Genomic DNA, 19930 nt, shown 5'->3' with positions numbered 1-19930 from the left:
CCCGCCGCCGGCGCGCCGGCCACCTCCCGGCCGGCCACCGGCAGCCGGACCGCCCCAGCCCCGGACCTCTCCGCCGTGACCACGCTGCGAGCGGGCGTGCTCGCCACCCTGACCAGGGCGCCGGAGTCGTACCGGCTCAGCGTCCGCGGGACCGAGTTGGCCGTCGAGGGCAGCGACGTCGGTGGCACCGCGGCCGGACTGTACCGGCTCGCCGACCGGATCCGCTCCGGCACCGAGGCGCTCCCCGCCGCCGACGCCGATCGGCTGGTCACACCCCGGCTCGGCCTGCGGCTGACCGACGCCGGCTCGGTGGGCCGCGAGCCCGACCCCGCCGCCTTCGCCGCCGGCGACGACTACAACCTGAACACCGACGTGGTCCGGGAGGCGCTGCGGCCGCGGGCGCCGTGGGTGGACGCCGACGCGGTGGCCCGCATCGACGCGCAGTTCCGGCAGTTCGTCGACCATTCGGTGAGCCAGGGCTACAACGCCGTCGTGGGGGTACGCCGCCGTCGCCGGTGCCACCCTCACCGCCGTCGGCCTGCTGCTGTCGCTCGGCCGCCGCCGGCCGGCGGCCTGACCGCCGCTGTCGCCGGCGGACCCGGGGAACGCATCGGCGGGCTGGGCGCGCCCCCGGGGTGGGGCGGTCGGCGGCGGCTGCCTACCGCTCCGCCGGCCGCCGGCCCCGGGTCGACACGAACTGGTACGACATCACGGCGAACGCCGGGTCCCGCAGCAGCCTGCGGAACGCCTCCAGTTGGCCGGCCGACAGGCCCGCGTCGAGCAGTTCGGGCTCCAGCTGGCGGGAGTTCGTCCCGTACAGCGACGCCCCGGTCGAGCCTCCGGGCCAGCTCCGTGAGTGGGTCACCGTGTCGACGTCGACGAGGCCGGCGCCCACCAGCTCGGCGTGCACGTCCTGCGCCCAGGCCAGGTCCGCGCCGTGGGTCTGCAGAACGCCGAGCATGGCGTCGGTCACCTGGGCGAAGAGCTTCGCCGCGTCGTCGTTGGGCGCGGTCAGCACCCGCAGCGGCGCGGTGCAGTCGAACTCCTCGACCACCAACCACCCGCCCGGGGCCAGCGCGCCGGCCAGGGTGGCCAGCACCCGCCGCCGCTCCGGCAGGTGCAGCAGCACCAGCCGGGCGTGGACCAGGTCGAACGCGTCGCCGGGCGGTGGGTCGCTGCGCACGTCGTGCCGGCGTACGTCGAGATTGGCGGCCGGGGCGAGGTGCGTGGTGTCGATGTCGGTCGCCAGCACCCGGCCCGCCGGACCGACCGCCCGGGCCATGCTGCGGGCCACCGAGCCGCCGCCGGCGCCGACCTCCCAGCACACGGCGCCCGGAGCGAGCACCGGCGGGGCGATCCGACGAGCCGTCACCGGATCCAGGAACGACTCCAGGGCCCGCAGTTGGGGCACCGCCTCCGGGGAGCCGTTGTCGAAGGTGTACCCGCTGTCACGGATGCCGGTCGGCATGATGACTCACTCCTGTCCACGGTTGTCGGGTCGGGTACGCGGGATCTGCCCAGAGCCCGGGCACCGGCCGGGGAGCCGGCGGCTCCGCGACCGCGGCGACGCTGAGCATCGCCGCCAGCGCGCCCGGGTCGGTCCGGGCCTCGCTCGCCGGCCGGTCGTAGACCACCCGGCCGTACTCGAGCACCGCGATCCGGTCCGCGACCTCGATGGCGTGCTCTAGCTGCTGCTCCACCAGCAGCACGGTCAGCCCGGTGCGGGCCAGGACGCCGACCAGGTCCCGCACCCGGGCCGCCAGGTCGGGGGCGAGGCCCTCGCACGGCTCGTCGAGCAGCAGCACCCGGGGCTGGCCGAGCAGGGCGCGGGCGATCGCCAGCATCTGCTGCTCGCCGCCGGACAACTGGTCGCCACGATGGCGCAGCCGGGTCGCCAACCGTGGCAGCAGCTCCAGGATCCGGGTGACCGTCCACCCCTCGCCGCCGGGCGTCGCGGCTCGCCACGGCGCCGCGGCCAGGACCAGGTGTTCGGCCACGGTCAGCCGGGAGAAGACCCGCCGGCCCTGCGGGACGAGACCGACCCCGGACCGGGCGATCCGGTGCGGCTGCCGGCCGGCCACCTGCACACCGCCGATCTCGATCCGCCCGCCGTACGGCCGCACCAACCCGGCGACGGTGTGCACGAGGGTGCTCTTGCCGGCGCCGTTGCGGCCCACCACCGCCAGGACGGTGCCGGCCGCCACGTCGAGGCTCACCTCGTGCAGCACGATCCCACCGGCGTAGCCGGCGCAGAGCTGCTCCATCCGCAGCATCAGGCCATCCCTTCCGCGTAGGCCCGGCGCACCGGACCGGAGGCACGGATCTCGGCCGGCGTCCCGGTGGCCAACGTCCGGCCGTCCCGCAGCACGGTCACCGTGTCGCAGAGCGCGTACACCAGGTCCAGCCGGTGCTCCACCAGCAGCACCGCGACGGCGCGGGGCAGCGCCCGCAGGAACCCCACCAGCCGCTCGACCTCGACGCCGGACAGCCCCGCGGCCGGTTCGTCGAGCAGCAGCAGTCGGGGCCGGCCGGCCAGCGCCATGGCGATCTCCAACTGGCGGCGCTGGCCGTGGGCGAGCCGGCCAGCGGGGATCCCGCCGAGCTCCGGCAGGCCCACCCGCTCCAGCAGGGTCGTCGCGGTGCGCTCGGCGGCCCGCCGCCGCCCGCCCGGTCGCCACCGGTCGGCGCGCACCGCGTGGGGCAGCGCGGCGACCACGACGTTCTCGATCGCGGTCAGCGTCGACCAGACGGCGGGGCGCTGGTGGATCCGGCCGATCCCCCGCCTCGACCGGGCGGCCGGGCCGAGCCGGGTGACGTCCCGGCCGGCGAGGAGCACCCGTCCCCCGCCCGCCGGGGTCGACCCGCCGAGCACGTCGAGCAGCGTGGTCTTACCGGCCCCGTTGGGCCCGACCAGGGCGTGCCGCTGGCCGTGGTCGATCCGCAGGTCGACGCCGTCCAGCGCGGCCAGGGCGCCGTAGCGCACGGTCACACCCCGGGCCGACAGCAGCGGTGTCATGCCCGGGCTCCCGTCGGTGCGGGCCGGTCCCGGCGGGGCCGTCGGGCCACGAGGTCCGGGAACAGCCGCCCGCGCACCGCCGGCCGCCGGTGACCGTTGCCGGGCAGCAGGTGGACGGTGACCACGAAGGCCAGTCCCAGCACGAGGGGCGCCTGCCCGGGGAGCACGCCGAACAGCCAGTCCCGGGCGGCGATGACGATCACGGCTCCGACCAGGGCGCCGCCGACCGACGCCGTACCGCCGATCACCACGCCGAGCAGCAGCAGGGCGGAGGTGTCGAAACCGAAGTCGGCCGGCGAGACGTACCGCTGGGCCACCACCAGCACGGAGCCCGCGGCGCCCGCGACCGCCCCCGCGGCGACGTGGACGCCAGCGACGTGGACCGGTACCCGGTGCCCGCTGGCCCGCAGCCGCGCCTCGTCGTCCCGGCCGGCCCGCAGCAACAGCCCGACCCGGGTACGCAGGACCAGCAGCACCACGCCGACCAGCACCACGACGATCGCCAGCGTGTAGAGGTAGCGGGCCCGGTCGGTGGCCAGCACCGGCAACCCCCACAACGGACGGACGGCCGGGACGCCGGCGAGCCCGTCCGTCCCGCCGGTCACCGACCGCCACCGCCCGGCGACGTTGACCACGAGTTCGCCGACCGCCAGGGTGATCATCAGGACCACCACCCCCCGCGCGGACACCACCAGCGGGACGGTCATCGCGGCCAGCGCCGCGCCCGCCGCCGCCGCGACGGCGAGGTGCACCACGCCGACGTCGGAGAGCTGACTGCCGACGACGGCGCTGGCGTAGGCGCCCGCCGCGTAGGGCGCGGTCTGCCCCAGGGTCGGCAGCCCGGCGACGCCGGTGAGCAGGGCGACGCTGACCCCGACCAGGCCGAGCGCCAAGGTACGGGCGAGCAGCGCCGCGGTGTAGTCGTCGACGGCCCACGGTGCCAGCACCAGCGCGGCCAGGACGACCACGGCGACGCCGCGCCGCAGGGCGCCGACGGCCTCCTCCCTCACGTCGTCCTCCGGGCCGGGGCCAGGCGCCGCGCCCGCACCGCGAGCACCGCCGCCATGGCGGCGAAGAGCAGGAACGGGGCGGCGGACGGGGCGAGCGCGACGCCCAGGGTCTGGACCTGCCCGACGGCGAGGGCGGCGAGCAGGGTGCCGGTCATCGACCCGAGCCCGCCGAGGACGACGATGACCAGGGACAGCAGCAGCACCACGTCGGCGGTGTCCGGCCCGGGTCCGATGATCGGCGCGCCCAGCACGCCCGCCGCGCCGGCCAGGGCCCCGGCGACGGTGAGCACGCCCACCCGGATCCAGGCCGGGCTCACCCCCAGGACGGCCACCATCTCCGCGTCGTCGACGGCCGCGCGGACCAGCATCCCGGCCCGGGTACGGCGCACCGCGAGGTGCAGCAGGCCGGCGAGCAGCGCGGCGACGACGATGAAGACCAGCCGGTACGCCGCATAGCGGTGGCCGGCGACGACCACCGTCCCGTCCAGCGCGGCGGGTACGCGCACCGGCGGATCGTCCGGCCCGAACGCCCCGACGAGCAGGCTCCCGCCGGCCAGCGCCACCCCGAACGTCAGCAGCGCCTGGGTGAGGTGGTTACCCGCGGCGACCCGGGTGAGCAGCACGGCGACCAGCGCGCCGGCCGCGGTCGCGGCGACGACCCCGACCGCCAGCGCCAGGACCAGACTCGGCCAGCCACCGTCCAGCAGCGCGGCGGCGGTGTAGCCGCCGATCGCGTAGAGGGTGCCGTGCGCCAGGTTCAGAATGCCGGCGACGCCGAAGCTGAGCACCAACCCCGCCGCCGCGACGAACAGCAGCAGTCCGTAGGCCACCCCGTCCAGGGCCGGCACGACGTACGGGTCGAACCGGAGCGCCACCGCGGTCACCCGCCGACGGTGGCGAGGTCGTCCACGACGGTGTTGGACAGCGCCCGGCCGTCCTGGCGCACCTGGCGCAGATACCACTTCTGCACGGGCGCGTGGGTGCTCGGTGAGAACTGCCAGCTGCCGCGCGGACTGGCGATCTGGCCGAGCTGGCCGATGGCCGCGTTGATGCTCTCCGGGGTCGGATCGTCCCCGGCGGCGGCGATGGCCCGGTCCAGCACCGCCGCGGCGTCGTACGAGGCCATCGCGTACGTCGTCGGGGAGCCGTCCTTCGTGGCCTTCCAGGCCGCCACGAAGGCCCGGTTCTCCGCGTTGTCGAGGTCGGGCGAGTAGTTGAGCACCGAGTAGATGTCGCGGGCGGCCTCGCCCTGCGCCTGCAGGACACCGCCCTCGGTCAGGAAGCCGGCGGCGTAGAGGGGCAGGTCCTTGATCTCCGACTGGGCGTACTGCTTGACGAAGTCGACGGCCGCGCTGCCGGCGTAGAAGGTGTAGACGGCGTCCGCGCCCGAGGCCTTGATCCGCGCGAAGTACGGGGTGAAGTTGGTGGTCGTCGGGAACGGGGTGAAGGTGGTCCTGCCGTCGGGGTTGGCCAGGGTGCCACCGGCCTTCACGAACGTGTCGGTGAAGCCGCGCAGCTCGTCCCAGCCGCCCTGGTAGTCCGGGCCGATCGCGTAGACGCTGCCCTCGACGTTGTCGCGCACGTGCTGGGCGATCGCCTCCCCCGGCTCGTCGGAGAGGTAGGAGGTGTGCCAGATCCGGGACACGTCCTTCAGCTCCGGACGCCCGTTCGAGCCGACCAGCGGCACCCGGGTCTCGTTGAGCAGCGGGTAGACCGCGGCCACCGAACCGCCACCGACGATGCCGGTGAGCGCGACCACCCGGTCCTGTTTGAGCAGCTTCGTCGCGGCGGGCACCGCGGTGGCCGCGCCGTTGCCTTCGTCGGCGACCACGAGTTCCACCGAGCGACCGCCGAGCTTGCCGTCGTGCGTGGACAGGTAGAGCTCGAAACCGTCGCGGATATCCTTGCCGACCGCCTGGTACGTGCCGGACAGGGAGGCCAGCAGGCCGATCTTGACCGGTCCGCTTGACGACGCGCCGCGCTCGCCGTCGGCACAGCCGGACGCGGCGAGCAGGATCAGGGCGAGCAGCGCCGCGGTGCGGGCACGGCGGCGCCGCGGGGTGGTCAGTGACATCTTCTCTCCTGGGGAAGGGGTGGAGTTCCGGCGTGCGGGCGCCGGGGTGTCAGCGGCTGCGGCTGAGCGCCGCCGGGGTCAGCGCGTCGCCGATGCGGTTCGCCAGCTCGGTCATCTCGTAGGAGACCTTGCCGACATCGCACCGCGGGTCGGCGAGCACGAGCAGGGAGGCGCCGTCGTTGAAGGCCATGGAGAACATGAAGCCGCCCTCCAGCTGGGTGACGTTGGAGATCACCGCGCCCGCGCCGAAGAACGCCGCCGCGCCGCGCAGGAGGCTCACCAGCCCACTGCCGGTCGCCGCCAGCTGGTCGGCCCGGTCCGGCGGAAGGCCGCGGGTGGCGGCCACCATGAGGCCGTCGCTGGAGATGGCGATCGCATGGCTGACCTCGGTGGCGCGCTCGGCGAAGGCGTCCAGCAGCCAGCCGAGATCCTGTTGGTCGGTCACGTGCACTCCCTGTCGGATCAGTTGTTGACCAGGTTGGGCCGGCGGCCGGCGACTCCCCGCGCGTACGCGGCCATCGCGCTGGCCACCTGGGTCGGGTCGCGGTACTCGGAGCGCTGCTGGGGCACCGTGACGCCGCCCGGCACCAGCAGCCGTTGCGGCTGCCGCCGGGGCAGGCCGGCGGAGGTGGTGTCGGTGACCTCTGGCGGGTGGGCACGGGCGGCCGTACGCCAGGCGTCGTCGGCGGGGCTCGCCCACGGTGTCCCGTCGGCCCCGTCGGGGCGGTCGGCCTGGAACCACTGGTTCGTCTGCTGGAAGATGCGGAGCTCCTCGGTCGGCGCGTCGCCCCGCCCGGGCGGCATCGGCGCGGGCCGGAAGACCGGCGCCGCTGGCAGCACCCGGTCGCTCACCGCTCTCCCGGCCTGCGGCTGTGGGCCTGGCCGGTGGGCCGGCGGCGCGACGGCGGCCCGCGCCGCGCGCCGGGACGGTCGAGCGGGCGTGAGCAGGAACTCCTCCGGCGGCAGCGGCCGGATCATCGTTCCCGGGAGCGCCGCCTCGGCGATGGTGCCGCGGCGGGGACCGGGGCGGAGCTGGACGGCCACGCCCAGCCGCGCGGCGAGTTGCCCCACGACAACCAGTCCCATCGCCCGCACGGCGGCGACGTCGATGGCGGGCGGGCGGGCGAGCAGGTCGTTGAGCTGCTGGCGACGTTGCGGGGACAGCCCCACGCCCTCGTCGCTGATCTGGACGATCACCCGGTCGCCCAGGCTGCGTCCGGTCACCCACGTCTCGGTGTCCGGCGGGGAGTACCCGGTGGCGTTGTCCATCAGCTCGGCCAGCAGGTGCACGATCTCGTCGACGGTCCCGGCCGCGACCGCGACGTCGCCGTCGACCATGCCGAGGCGGATCCTGGCGTAGTGCTCGATCTGGCTCTGCGCGGCCTGGAGCACGTGTTGCAGCGGTACGTCGTGCCGCCGCACCCGCCCGACGCCGACCCCGCCGAGCACCAGCAGGCTGGCGTTGATCCGCCCCATGCGGGTGGCCAGGTTGTCCAGCGTGTACAGCTGGTGCAGCCGCTCGGGGTCGGTCTCGTCCTGCTCGACCTTGTCGACCTGGGCGAGCACCGCGTCGACCAGCCGCTGCTCCCGGCGGCTGAGGTGGATGAAGATGTCGGCGGTGTTGGCCCGCATGACGGCCTGCTCGGCCGCGGTACGCACGGCCGCCCGGTGCACCGCGCTGAACGCCTCCCCCACCTCGCCGATCTCGTCGTCGCTGGACGGTTCCAGGGCGTCGGCGGCCTGCCGGCGGGCCAGGTCGTCCGGGTCCACCGAGGAGCTGTCCGGCTGCTGGAGGCGGGCCACGACCTGCGGCAGCCGCTCGAAGGCGACCTGGTTCGCGGCGTCCCGCAGCCGGTGCAGCCGCCGGGTGATCTGCCGCGCCACCGCCCAGGTGACCAGCGCGGTGAGCAGCAGGGCCACCAGTGCGGCGGCGGCCTCCACGACCGTGCGTCGGCGTTGGTCCGCGTGCGCGGCCCGGATGTCGTCGAGCACCGCCGCGTCGACCCGGTGGCGCAGCTCGGCCAGGCGGACGGTCCACTGCTGGGTCGCGGCGACCCAGGTGCCGAGGTCCAGCCGGAGCCGGCTCCCGGACCGGGTTCTGGACACCTCGTCCTGCATCCGTTGCAGCAGCAGGGCGTCCTCGCCGCTGCCGGCCTGCGCCCACCAGCCCCGCCAGTCGGGCCGGGCGAGCGCGAGGAAGGACAGGCTGGACTCGGTGAAGCCCGCCCGGGCGGCCGTGATGTCCTGCTGCACGGCGGGGGTCAGCTGATCGGCCGCGACCGCCCGCAGGACGGCGACCTGCTGCTGGCCGACCGCCTCGGCGGCCTTGGACAGCGCCGCGGAGGCTCGGATGCCGTCCGCGATCGAAGGGTTGACCACCCCGAGGGTGACGCTCTCGCGCAGGCTGAACAGGTCGGCGATGGCGATCCGGTAGCTGAAGGTCATCGCCGACACCGAGGCGTGTTCCGCCGTCCGCACCTGCGCACGCAACGGCGGCAGGCTGGCCAGGGCCGCGTCGACCCGCAGCAGGACGGCCTGGTCGGTGGCGGGCGCGGCGGGCATCCGCGCCCGTTGCCGCTGGTAGCGGGCGACGGCGTCGTCGGTCGCGGCGGTGACGTCGGCGAAGGCCTCCTGCTGCTCGGGCGCGCCCCGGGTCAGCAGGTCGGCGGCGGCGATGCGCTCGTGCTGCAACCGGTGGGCCAGGTCGCCGGCCTCGGCGCCGAGTTGTGCCAGGAGCCCGAGATCGCTCGCGCGGGTGGTCTGGCGGGCGCTCTCGGTCAGTGCCAGCCCGGCGAAGCCCATCACCGCGACCAGCGGGGCCGCCACGATCAGCCGCAGCCGGCCGGCTATCTTCCAGCCGCGGCGGCGCGTCGGGTAGGGTCGGGCCGCGTGGGACCTCGTGCTCGACGCCAAGAGTGACTCCTGCACTTCATCTACGAAGGTCTGTGTGCAGATTGCCGTTTGCACGTCTCATTGCGCCGGAACCTGTGCTCGGAGACCAGACCTGACGGTGGTACAAACAGCCCGTACCAGCATCTGTACCCAGAGTCAGGCAGCGCTGAAGGGACACTTCCCCAGGTCCGGTGTACTCCCGGGCGAGGGTCAGCGCTGGTCGGCCGACCGGCGCGGCGGTCCGCCGGTCTCCGGCTGGCCGAGCACCTGGCCGATCAGCTCCCGCAACTCGTCGATGGCGGCCGCCACGACCGCCTCCGGGTTGCGCGCGTCCCGCAGGTGGACCGGCGCGGCACCGTCCGGGTCCGCCCGCGGTGTCTCCCCGGCCCGGGGCCCGCGCCGACCATCCGCGGCCAACTGCTCGGCCGCGACCTGCGGCCACAACGCCGCCAGCCGGCCCCCGGTGCCGAGCACCTCGTCGCAGCGGACGGCGAACTCCTGACTGCCGTACCGGCGGCCGGACTCGACCGCGGCGACCGTCTCCCGGCTGAACCGGACCCGCTCCGCCAGCGCCCGCTGGGTCAGCCCCTGCCGGGTCCGCCAGCCGCGCAGTTCGGAGCGGAACCGATGGCTGGCGTCGGAGGGTGCGGCGCTCGACGGTGGCGTGCGGTCCATGTGCTCACCTTCACGACGCCGGCTCGGCATCGGCGTCAGACCGAGGTTGGGCGATGACTGGGCGTTCGCAGGGGACAATTCTTAACCCACGGATCAACGGGTGTGAAGACGTGACTGCGCTGAGTGTTCGCCCGGCGGGGGTGGACGGTTGCTCGGGACGACCCGGCGGATCCGGCGCGGACGGTGCGTGCCCGCAGGCCGGCGGCGGTCGCCCGATCCGGCCCGGTCGCCCGGTCGACGCCCCGTGCGGCAGCATGCGTCAGGCCGCAGGCCGCTCGACGCCGGACGCCGTCCGGCTGCCGGACGGCCGTGCCGTGTCGATGACCACCGGCAGGCCGCGGTGCGCGCGGAACGCGAGGTTGGGCTGGTACGAACGGCGGTGGCCGGTCGCCAGCCGCAGGCCGGGAAGGGCCGCGGCGAGCCGGTCCAGCGCGATCCCGGCCTCCAGTCGAGCGAGTGCGGCGCCGATGCAGAAGTGCGGCCCGTGCCCGAAGGAGAGATGGTCGCCGGCGTCGGGCCGGGCGGGGTCGAACCGGTCCGCCCGGGCGAACACCGCCGGGTCCCGGTTCGCCGCGCCGATCAGCAGCAGGCAGCGCGCCCCCGCCGGGATGGTGACACCGCCCATGAGGACCGGTCGGGTGGTCACCCGCAGCCAACCGTCGATGGCGGGCGCGTACCGCAACGTCTCGGTGAGGAACCCGGGAATCAGCCCCGGGTCCTCGGTCAGCGCCCGCCACCGGCCCGGACTGGACAGCGCCTGGTCCAGCGCGTGGGCGAGCAGCCCGGCCGTGGTCTCGTGCCCCGCCACCAGGAGGTTGAACACGATGCTCGACACCTCGGCCACGGTGAGCACCTCGTCGTCACCGTCGCGGTACGCCAGCAACCGGCCGACGTGGTCGTCGCCGTACCGGCCGCCGTCGAGCCGGCGGCCGACGAACTGCTGGCAGTAGCGCCAGAACTCCAGCAGCCCCTGCGCCAGCCGAACCTGTTCGGCCGGGTCCGGCCTCCCCCAGATCAGCGCGATCTGCCCGTCCGCCCAGGCCCGGACCCGCCCGATGTCCCCCTCCGGCACGCCGAGGATGTCGAGCAGGACCAGCAGGGGCAGCTCGGTGGTGAAGTCCGGGACGAGGTCGGCCCGGCCGCCGTCCCGGGCGACGAGCCGGGACACCAGTTCGTCGACCCGGCGCCGCACGATCGCGCCGTACCGCCGCTCCACCCGGTCCGGGGTGTTGGCGAAGGTCGCCCGCAGCGCCCGCCGGGTCCGGGGGTGCACCGGCGGGTCGGCGGCGGCCGTCGTGGGCGGCGCGTCGATCCGCATGACGACGTCCATCGCCTCCGGGCAGACGTCGTAGACCGGCGCGAGGGTGAGCGCGTTGCCGAAGGCCCCGGCGTCGCTCAGCGCCCGGCGCACGTCCGCGTGCCTGGTGATCAACCACAGCCCCAGCTCCTCGTCGTGACGCACCCCGCCGGGCACGTCGAGGAGCTGCCGCCAGACCTGCGCCGGATCGGCGAGATACGCACCGGCGAACGGATTCAACCGCATGATTGCCTCCTGACTGTCGAACACCGGATTCGACGCAGCATCCGGACGGTCCTGATCGCCGCCGGACACCTTCACGGTGCGCGAACGACGGAATCAAGTCAAGAATTGTCCTTGTCAATGGTTTTCGATTGGGAATTGCGACTCCGTCGCATTGCGCATTCCTTGCCCACCTGCAAATTGCGGCCCGCCGCTTGCGCGGTGAAACCCTTCTTGAGCAGCGCAGACAACCCAGCAACCCGGGGTGCGCGCCAGCGCCCGAACACCGCAGTCGGTTCCACCCGCAACGGTCAGGGTGTCACCGAGAGGCGGACCTGTCCGCGACCTCTCCTGGTCATTCGCGGCCACGACGGCGCGGCCACGCCCGCATCGCATTCTGGGGACGCGCGCGTCCATTGTCTCGGCCGCGCATCCGCCGCTGCCATTGTCGGGAACAAGCTCCGGCAATACTCCACGGCGTCTGTCGGGCCGGCACGCGGGGCAGCGACCGGAGCGACCTCCCCCGAACCTTGCCCTTACCTGACTCGAACATCGGCGGACTAGCGTTGCTGCACATGACTGAGCGGGAAGCCGTCGCACATCTGCTGCGTCGCGCCACCTTCGGCCCGACGGCCGGGGAGGTGGACGCGGCGGAGCGGGCCGGCGTGGCGGCCACTCTGGACTCACTGCTCGCCCCGCCCGGCGCCGACCGGGGAACGGCAGCGACCCCGCTACCTGCGCTGGGCCCGGACCCGTACGCGGAACTGGCCGACAAGCCGACCCGGGAGCAGCGGCAGGCGGCCAACCGGGAGCGACGCGAGCAGGTGCTGCGGCTGTCCGGCTGGTGGCTGGACCGTATGGTCGCTGCCGACGACCAGGCGGGCGAGAAGTTGCTGTTCTTCTGGCACGGCCACTGGGCGACCAGCGTACGCAAGGTCCGGTCCGCGCCGCTGATGCTGCGGCACCTGGAAACGCTACGCCGGCACGGGCGCGGTCCGCTGGACGCGCTGGTGACCGCGATGGTGCGCGATCCCGCCCTGATCCTCTGGTTGGACGGCCACAGGAACACCCGGAAGGCGCCGAACGAGAACCTGGCCCGCGAGCTGATGGAGCTCTTCACGCTCGGCATCGGCGGCGGCTACACCGAGACGGATGTGAGGGAGGGCGCCCGGGCGCTCACCGGCTGGGTGGTGGACCGCCGCACCGGGGCGGCCCGGTTCACCCCGCGCCGGCACGACCCGGGGCCGAAGACCATCCTCGGGGTCACCGGCGACCTCGACGCCACGGCGTACGCCCGGCTGCTGGCCAGCCGTCCGGAGGCCGCGCGGTTCGTCGCGAGCCGGCTGTGGTTCCGGTACGCCGGCCCGCAGGTGCCCGCACCGGCCGACCTCGCCGGCCCGGACACCGTCGGTACGCTGCGCCGGGTGTTCACCGCGCCAGCCTTCGCGCAGAGCCCGGGCACCCTCGTCAAGCAGCCCGTCGAGTGGCTGGTCGGGGCGCTACGTCAGCTCGGCGTCCGCCCCTCCACCCTGCCGGAGCAGCGACGCCGGCAGCTGCTCGCCGGCTTGGAGGCGATGGACCAGGTACCCCTGCGCCCGCCGAGTGTCGGCGGTTGGCCGGCGGGCGGCGCCTGGTTGACCACCTCGTCGTTGCAGGCTCGACTCCGCTCGGCGAACCTGCTGGCCGCCGTCGCCGCCCCCGCCGCGCTGGACCGTCTCGCCGCCGCGCCGCCGGACGGCCGGCTCGACGCGCTCGCCCGGCTGCTCGTCGTGGACAGCTGGAGCGTCCGCACCCGGGCCGCCCTGACGCCGCTGGCCGGTGAGCCACGGCAGCTACTGGCCGCCGGCCTGGTCAGTCCCGAATACACCGTCAGCTGAGCCGGAGGAAGCCCGATGGACGCCCTGACCCGACGACGGTTCCTCCTGGCGAGCGGGGTGGTCGGCGCGACCGCGCTCGCGGCCGGCGCCGCCGCGTACCGCCTGGACGACCTGTTCGCCACCGCCGGCGACCGCGACCCGGACGCCGCCACGCTGGTCCTGGTCACCCTGTACGGCGGCAACGACGGTCTCAACACGGTCGTCCCGTACACCGATCCGGCGTATTACTCCGCCCGTCCCGAACTGGCCTACTCCGCCGAGCAGGTGAAGCGGCTCGACGACACGGTGGGCCTCAACCCGGCGCTGGGCGGGCTGCACCGTCTGCACGGCGAGGGCCGGCTCGCGGTGGTCCGGGGTGTCGGCTACCCGAAGCCGGACCGCAGCCACTTCCGGTCGATGGACATCTGGCACACCGCCCAGCCGGCGCGCCCCGGCACCACAGGGTGGCTCGGTCGGTGGCTGGACCGCGCCGGCGGCGACCCCCGACTCGCGGTGTCGTTCGAGCCGGCCCTGCCCCCGCTGCTCGCCGGTGAGCGCGCGGCGGGTGCCTCGGTGCCGGTGACCGAGCGAAAGGCGGCGCGCGGCCTGCCCGAGCCGGTCCTCGCCGCGCTCGCCGCCACCGAATCGGGCGAATCGGCGGCCCGGGCCCGGGCCGCCGCCTGCTTCGCCGACCTGCTGTCGGTCGACGAGATGGTGCGCACGGTGCACGACGCCGCCGGCACCGACGAGCCGGAGGCGGACGGCGAGGCCGGCCCCGCCACCGCGACCGGGGGTGCCCGCACTCCGCTCGACGCCCAGCTCGACCTGGTCGCGCAGTGCGTCGAGGCCGGGGTGATGACCCGGGTCTTCTCGGTCTCGCTCGGCGGCTTCGACACGCACGCCGACGAGAAGCAGTTGCAGGAGGTGCTGCTCGGCCAGGTGGACCGCGCGGTGACCGCCTTTGTGGACCGGATGGCGCGGAGCGGGGCCGGCCGGAAGGTCGTGGTGGCCGTGTACTCCGAGTTCGGGCGCCGGGTGCGTGCCAACGCCTCCGACGGCACCGACCACGGCACCGCCTCCGACGTGCTGCTGCTCGGGTCGGCGGTGCGCGGCGGAGTGCACGGCGAGGCACCCAGCCTCACCGACCTGGACGACGGGGACCTCACGTTCACCACCGACTTTCGGGACGTCTACGCCACCCTGCTGGAGCAGGTTCTGGAGACCGACCCGGGTGCGGTGCTGGACGGCTGGCGTGGCCGGCTGGCCGGCGTCGTGTGACCGTGCGGCCCCGACCGGACCGGCACGGTCTCCCGACGGGGCATCGCACATGAACCGACCATCGGTGGGTAACGGTCGGCGATGGCACGGTATACCAAGCCCGATCTCCGGGAGCAGATCAAGGAAGAGATCAAGGCATCGGACAAGGGCGGCCGGCCCGGACAGTGGTCGGCCCGCAAGTCGCAGCTGCTCACCCAGGAGTACAAACGGCGCGGAGGTGGCTTCCAAGGCCCGAAGGACGAGCGGCAGAAGTCGCTGCAGCGGTGGGGCAGCGAGAACTGGCAGACCAAGGAAGGCGACACCCGGGCGCGGCGGGACGGCGAGACCCGCCGCTACCTTCCGGAGCAGGCCTGGAAGCGGCTCTCACCCGAGGAGCGACGCGCGACCGACGCCAAGAAGCGCAGGGAGTCGAGGTCGGGCCGGCAGTACGTGCCCAACACCGGGCCGGCCAAGCGCGCCCGCCGGAACGCCACGTCCGCGGGGAGGCTGTCCGAGCTGACGGTCGCCGAGGCGAGCAAGCTCGTCCACGGCCTGGACACCCGCCAGCTCAAGGCGGCCCTGGAGCGGGAACGCGGCGGCAAGGCCCGCAAGACCCTGATCCAGCGGCTCCAGTCGGAGCTCAACCGCCGCTGACCTGGCGGTTGGGGTGCCGCGCCCGCAACCCGTGACGACGAACTCGACCCGACCGGCGACGCGGGTCCGGGTCGCGTGGGGCCCGGACCCCCGGCTCACCGGTCACGACCACGACACCTGGGGGGACGGGTAGAAGTCCACCTCCTGCAGGCGCCACCGCGGCGCCTGCGCCCCCAGTCGGGTCCGGAACGACTCCCAGTCGTGGCTGGCCGCCTGCGACCAGCCGAGTTCGGCGATCGCGGGCAGGCGCGGGAAGGCCATGTACTCGATGTCGTCCAGGCTGCGCAGCGTCTCCGACCACAGCGGCGCCTCGACGCCGAGGATCGCGTCTTCGCCGACGCCCGTCACGCGGTGCGCCGGGTCCCAGCCGTACGCGTCGCGCACCTCGATGTAGCCGGCCCACCGCAGGCCCAGGCGGGTGGTGGCGTCGTACTTCATGTCGAGGTAGGCCTTGCTCGCCGGCGACATGATCACCTTGTTGCCCCGGGCGGCGGCCTCGGCCAGCACGTCGTCGGTCGTGCCGGTACCCCAGAACTGGGCCACGACGTCGGTCGGCGGGTCCACCTGCACGATCTCGTTCCAGCCCGAGGTGCGCTTGCCGTACTTCGCGACGAGCGGCAGCACGCGCTCCATGAACGTGCGGTAGTCCTCGTCCGTGGTCGCGTGCGCCTCGTCGCCGCCGATGTGCAGGAACGGCCCGGGCGTGATCGCCGCGACCTCGCGGATGACGTCCTCGACGAACCGGTAGGTCAACTCGTCGTCGATGCACAGGGAGCTGTAGCCGACCGCCATGTCGGTACGGGGCGGCGGCGCGATTCCGTCGCAGTTGAGTTCGGGGTACGTCGACTGGGCGGCGTTGGTGTGCCCCGGCATGTCGATCTCGGGAACGATCGTGATGTGCCGCTCGGCGGCGTGGGCCACCACGGCCTGGTAGTCGGCCTTGGTGAGGTACCCGGGCCCGGCACCGTCGACGCCGGTGCCCGGACCGCCGCCGACGGTGGCGAGCCGGGGCCAGGAGTCGATCTGGATCCGCCAGCCCTGGTCGTCGGTGAGATGGAGGTGCAGATAGTTGATCTTGTACTGGCTCAGCAGGTCCACGTACGCCGTGATCTCGTCGACGGTGTGGAAGTGTCGAGCCAGGTCGAGCATCGCCCCCCGGTACGCGAAGCGCGGATAGTCCACGATCCGCCCGCCGGGCACCGACCAGGTGACCCGCTGCCGTTCGGACGCCTCGATCCGGGCGGGCAGCAGTTGCCGCAGCGTCTGCGTGCCGGCGAACAGCCCGGCCGCCGTGTTCGCCCGGATCGTCACGCCCCGCCGGGTGACGTCGAGCTGGTATCCCTCCGGGCCGACGCGCCCGTCCGCGCCCTCCATGACCAGGGCGATCTCCGGCAGCGGCGTCGAGCGGACCGGCAGTACCGGCAGCGGGTAGCCGGTCGCGGGGCGCAGCGTCTCGGCGAGTTGCCGCCCCACCCGCCAGGCGGGGACCGAGCCGGGCGACGTGCGGATGACGGTGTGCGGGCCGAGCGTGAACGTGCCCCGGGCGTCGGGGCGGGTCTCGACGGGCGCGGGGACCACATCGCTCAGCTGCCGGACCGGGGCGGCCACGGCCGGGGGCACCGGGAGGACGAACGGCAGTCCGAGTACGGCCACGGCCAGCAGGCGGGTCATGGTGTTTCGCCGACGCACGAGTACCTCCAGGGTCGCGGCAATCGATACAGGTCGATCGATCAGCACGCTACCCGCGCGGGGCGCATCCTGTAAACCTTCCTTACAGTAAGGTCTCCGAACGTCCGCCGGGTGGGCGCGACCCGGCGTCCGGTCGGGATTCGCCTACTCCTCCTCGGCGAACACGACGTCGCGGCGCTTGCGGATGGTCGGGAGGAGGGCGACGACGAGCGCTGCCACGGTCAGGGCCAGCAGCACCGCGGAGATCGGTCGGGTCAGGAAGACCGACGAGTCGCCGCGGGAGATGATGAGCGCGCGCCGCAGGTTCTCCTCCAGCAGCGGTCCGAGGACGAAGCCGAGCAGCAGGGGCGCCGGTTCGCAGCCGCACTTGATCAGGATGTACCCCAGCAGCCCGAAGAACACGATCGCGTAGACGTCGTACGGGTTGAAGCTCAGCGAGTAGGTGCCGATCGCGGCGAACAGAATGATCATGGGGAACAGCACCCGGTACGGGATGCGCAGCATGCGCACCCAGACGCCGATCAGCGGCAGGTTCAGCAGCACGAGGAGCACGTTGCCGATCCACATCGACGCGATCAGGCCCCAGAACAGCGCCGGCTCGTCGGCGAGGACGTTCGGGCCGGGGGTGATGCCGTGCACGATGAACGCGCCGACCATCAGCGCCATCACCGGATGGGCGGGCAGGCCCAGGGTCAGCAGCGGGATGAACGACGTCTGCGCGGCGGCGTTGTTCGCCGACTCGGGGCCGGCGACGCCCTCGATCGCGCCGCGCCCGAACTCCTGCTGCCGCTTCGAGATCCGCTTCTCCACGGCGTAGGAGGTGAACGAGGCCAGCACGTGGCCACCGCCGGGCAGCACGCCCAGCGCGGCGCCGAGACCGGTGCCCCGCAGGATCGGGCCGGCGATCCGGCGCCGGTCCTCGCGGGTCGGCCAGAGGTTCCGCACCTTGCCGACGATGGCCGTGCGGCCCTGCTCGTTCTCCAGGTTGCGCAGGATCTCCGCCACCCCGAACATGCCGACGGCCACCGACACGAAATCGATGCCGCCGTACAACTCGCGCTGGTCGAAGACGAACCGGGGCGTGCCGGTGTAGATGTCCTGACCGACCGTGCCGAACAGGACGCCGAGCGCGATCATCGCCAGCGCCTTGAGCACCGAGCCACGCGCCAGCGCGATCGACACGATCAGGCCGAGCAGCACCAGCGAGAAGTAGTCCGCCGGGCCGAACTGCAACGCGACGCGGGCCAGCGGTGGGGCCGCGACGGCCAGCACGACCGTGGCCAGGGTGCCCGCGACGAAGGACCCGATCGCGGCGGCGGCCAGCGCCGGTCCGGCCCGACCCTGCCGGGCCATCTCGTGACCGTCGAGCGCGGTGACCGCCGCCGACGACTCACCGGGCAGGTTGATCAGGATGGCCGTCGTCGAGCCGCCGTACTGTGCGCCGTAGTAGATGCCGGCCAGCATGATCAGCGCCGTCACCGGCTCGAAGTTGAACGTGATCGGCAGCAGCATCGCCACCGTCGCCGTCGGTCCGATGCCGGGCAGCACGCCGACCGCCGTGCCGAGCAGCACGCCCACGAAACAGTAGAGGACGTTCTGGACCAGGAAGGCGGTCGAGAAGCCCAGCACGAGGTTGTCGAGAAGGTCCATGCCTCAATCCGGGTGGCGCGTCAGAACGACAGCCAGGGACCCCACAGCGGGATCCGCAACTGGAGGCCGACGACGAAGATGAGCGTGCTGGCCACGGTCAACCCGGCGGCCACGACCACGGCCGTGCGCAGTCGCACCTGTCGGCTGGCCAGGGTGGAGAGGAGGGCGGTCACCGCCGCCGTGGGCACGAACCCGAGCTTCCGGAAGCTGTATCCGAAGAACACGACCGCGACCACGATGACGGCGACCGCCCGCCAGGGCACCACCCCGAACGTGAGCGCCTCGCCGGCGACGAGCCCCTTGCCGACGATCGCCAGGCCGAGAGCGGCCAGGATCACGCCGAGCACCAGCGGGAAGTAGCCGGGACCCATCCGCAGCGGGGTGCCCAGCTCGTAGCTGAGCGACCCCACCACGAATGCGCCGCCGACGAGGACGAAGATTCCTCCGGCCAGAACGTCCGGAAGGGACCGTCGGCGTTCCACCTCAGGAGGCCTTGACCCCGGCGTCGGCGATGATCTTCGCCCAGGTGCCGAGCTGCTCCTCGAGGTGCGCCCGGTGTGCCTGCGGGGTCGCGTCCGCCGCCGGGACGGGCGCGGTGCCCAGCTTCGCCATCTGGTCGATCACCGCCTGGTCGGCGAGCGCCGCCGTCAGCGCCTCGGACAGCTTCTGGACGACGTCCTGCGGTGTGCCCTTCGGGGCGTACAGGCCGTGCCAGACGCTGACCTGGAGCTGGGGCAGCCCCGCTTCGGCGGTGGTGGGCAGGTCGGGCAGGCTCTTCACGCGCTCCGGGGTGGTGACCGCGTACGCCTTGACCTTGCCCCCGGAGATCTGGCCGCTGGTGTTGGTCGTCTGGTCACACATGAAGTCGACCTGGCCGCCGACGAGGTCCGTCAGCGCGGGGCCGGTCCCCTCGTACGGGACCTCCTGAAGCTTGACACCGGCGGCGTGCTGGAACAGCAGGCCGCACAGGTGGGACGCGGCGCCGATGCCGGCGTTGGCGAGGGTGACCTTGTTGGCGTTCGCCTTCACGTGGCTCACCAGGTCCTGGAGAGTCGTGGGCGGGAAGTCCCGGCGGGCGACGATGGTCATCGGCACCTCGGTGACGAGCCCGATCGTCTCGAAGTCCTCGAGCGGCTGGTAACCCAGGTTCTGGTAGAGGGCGGGCGCCGTGGACATGCCGATGTGGTGCATGAGCACGGTGTAGCCGTCGGGCTCGGCCCGCGCGACCTCGCCGGCGCCGACCGTGCCACCCGCCCCCTCGACGTTCTGTACGACGATCTTGGCGCCCAGCTTCGCGGCCATCGGCTCGGCGATCATGCGGGTGACGGTGTCCGTCGGACCGCCGGCGCTGAACGGCACGACGAACGTGATGTTCCGGTCCGGGTAGTTCCCGGCGTCGCCGCCGCTGCCGCCGTTGCCGGAACAGGCGGCCAGGAGCGCAACGGCGCCGATCGCGGCGATCATCCGCGCGGCGGCCCGGTGCCTGGTCGTTGTCATGTCGGGGCCTCCTCGTCAGCGCATGCGCACTCGTCCGTGAGTGCGCCGCCCCAGTCTCGACCGGCGGGGACGCGGATGGTGTCAGAGGAATCCCAAGAACTGGAGGGCTTACACGAGCGTCGATCGGGCTCGTACAATTCG

Annotated in this window: 17 protein-coding genes; 3 read left to right on the top strand and 14 right to left on the bottom strand. The window is 73.7% G+C overall.

Going from position 1 to position 19930, the window contains the following annotated elements; genetic code table 11:
* Positions 1-658 precede the first annotated feature (658 nt).
* The 10 genes from GKC29_RS16035 to GKC29_RS15990 form a co-directional block, all read right to left on the bottom strand.
* On the bottom strand, positions 659-1468 hold the full coding sequence (locus GKC29_RS16035; RefSeq protein WP_155331597.1) for a methyltransferase domain-containing protein: 810 nt from the start codon (positions 1466-1468) through the stop codon (positions 659-661).
* Positions 1449-2273: an ABC transporter ATP-binding protein gene (locus GKC29_RS16030; RefSeq protein WP_155331596.1), complete on the bottom strand. Its 825-nt coding sequence runs from the start codon at positions 2271-2273 to the stop codon at positions 1449-1451. The genes GKC29_RS16035 and GKC29_RS16030 overlap by 20 nt, the downstream gene beginning before the upstream one ends.
* Complete coding sequence (locus tag GKC29_RS16025) at positions 2273-3016, bottom strand: ABC transporter ATP-binding protein (protein WP_155331595.1); 744 nt, start codon at positions 3014-3016, stop codon at positions 2273-2275. Before GKC29_RS16025 ends, GKC29_RS16030 begins: the two co-directional genes overlap by 1 nt.
* Complete coding sequence (locus GKC29_RS16020; protein ID WP_155331594.1) at positions 3013-4026, bottom strand: branched-chain amino acid ABC transporter permease; 1014 nt, start codon at positions 4024-4026, stop codon at positions 3013-3015. The genes GKC29_RS16025 and GKC29_RS16020 overlap by 4 nt, the downstream gene beginning before the upstream one ends.
* A complete protein-coding gene (locus GKC29_RS16015; RefSeq protein ID WP_155331593.1) occupies positions 4023-4910 on the bottom strand; it encodes a branched-chain amino acid ABC transporter permease in 888 nt (295 codons plus the stop codon). The genes GKC29_RS16020 and GKC29_RS16015 overlap by 4 nt, the downstream gene beginning before the upstream one ends.
* Positions 4907-6100 (bottom strand): ABC transporter substrate-binding protein, encoded by a 1194-nt coding sequence (locus tag GKC29_RS16010; RefSeq protein WP_155331592.1) that lies wholly within the window; start codon positions 6098-6100, stop codon positions 4907-4909. The genes GKC29_RS16015 and GKC29_RS16010 overlap by 4 nt, the downstream gene beginning before the upstream one ends.
* Before the next feature lie 49 nt (positions 6101-6149).
* Complete coding sequence (locus tag GKC29_RS16005) at positions 6150-6545, bottom strand: roadblock/LC7 domain-containing protein (RefSeq protein ID WP_155331591.1); 396 nt, start codon at positions 6543-6545, stop codon at positions 6150-6152.
* A 17-nt stretch (positions 6546-6562) separates the two neighbouring features.
* Entirely contained in the window at positions 6563-9013 is a 2451-nt protein-coding gene (locus GKC29_RS16000) for a nitrate- and nitrite sensing domain-containing protein (protein ID WP_155331590.1), read from the bottom strand.
* 189 nt (positions 9014-9202) lie between these two features.
* Positions 9203-9667: a helix-turn-helix transcriptional regulator gene (locus tag GKC29_RS29995; RefSeq protein ID WP_155331589.1), complete on the bottom strand. Its 465-nt coding sequence runs from the start codon at positions 9665-9667 to the stop codon at positions 9203-9205.
* 259 nt (positions 9668-9926) lie between these two features.
* Positions 9927-11210 carry a cytochrome P450 gene (locus tag GKC29_RS15990; RefSeq protein WP_155331588.1) on the bottom strand — a complete coding sequence of 428 codons (1284 nt, stop codon included), beginning with the start codon at positions 11208-11210 and terminating at the stop codon, positions 9927-9929.
* A gap of 551 nt (positions 11211-11761) precedes the next feature.
* Here GKC29_RS15990 and GKC29_RS15985 point away from each other — a divergent pair.
* The 3 genes from GKC29_RS15985 (at position 11762) to GKC29_RS15975 (ending at position 14953) form a co-directional block, all read left to right on the top strand.
* Positions 11762-13063, top strand: coding sequence for a DUF1800 family protein (locus tag GKC29_RS15985; protein WP_155331587.1), 1302 nt, complete (start codon positions 11762-11764; stop codon positions 13061-13063).
* Positions 13064-13078: 15 nt separating this feature from the next.
* Positions 13079-14320 carry a DUF1501 domain-containing protein gene (locus GKC29_RS15980; protein ID WP_155331586.1) on the top strand — a complete coding sequence of 414 codons (1242 nt, stop codon included), beginning with the start codon at positions 13079-13081 and terminating at the stop codon, positions 14318-14320.
* A gap of 81 nt (positions 14321-14401) precedes the next feature.
* Positions 14402-14953: a DUF5872 domain-containing protein gene (locus GKC29_RS15975; RefSeq protein ID WP_155331585.1), complete on the top strand. Its 552-nt coding sequence runs from the start codon at positions 14402-14404 to the stop codon at positions 14951-14953.
* A gap of 102 nt (positions 14954-15055) precedes the next feature.
* Here GKC29_RS15975 and GKC29_RS15970 read toward each other — a convergent pair whose 3' ends face one another.
* From GKC29_RS15970 to GKC29_RS15955, 4 genes are all read right to left on the bottom strand, one after another.
* Entirely contained in the window at positions 15056-16642 is a 1587-nt protein-coding gene (locus GKC29_RS15970; protein WP_370463254.1) for a beta-N-acetylhexosaminidase, read from the bottom strand.
* Positions 16643-16786: 144 nt separating this feature from the next.
* Positions 16787-18292: a tripartite tricarboxylate transporter permease gene (locus GKC29_RS15965; RefSeq protein WP_155331584.1), complete on the bottom strand. Its 1506-nt coding sequence runs from the start codon at positions 18290-18292 to the stop codon at positions 16787-16789.
* 20 nt (positions 18293-18312) lie between these two features.
* Positions 18313-18774 (bottom strand): tripartite tricarboxylate transporter TctB family protein, encoded by a 462-nt coding sequence (locus tag GKC29_RS15960; RefSeq protein ID WP_155331583.1) that lies wholly within the window; start codon positions 18772-18774, stop codon positions 18313-18315.
* 1 nt (position 18775) lies between these two features.
* Entirely contained in the window at positions 18776-19789 is a 1014-nt protein-coding gene (locus GKC29_RS15955; protein WP_230688639.1) for a tripartite tricarboxylate transporter substrate-binding protein, read from the bottom strand.
* Between the last annotated feature and the right edge of the window lie 141 nt (positions 19790-19930).

The sequence above is a fragment of the Micromonospora sp. WMMC415 genome (genome assembly GCF_009707425.1).
In the GTDB taxonomy this organism is placed as follows: Bacteria; Actinomycetota; Actinomycetes; order Mycobacteriales; family Micromonosporaceae; genus Micromonospora.
Note: the sequence above shows the minus strand (reverse complement) of the source record. Positions and strands in the feature narration are given on the sequence as shown.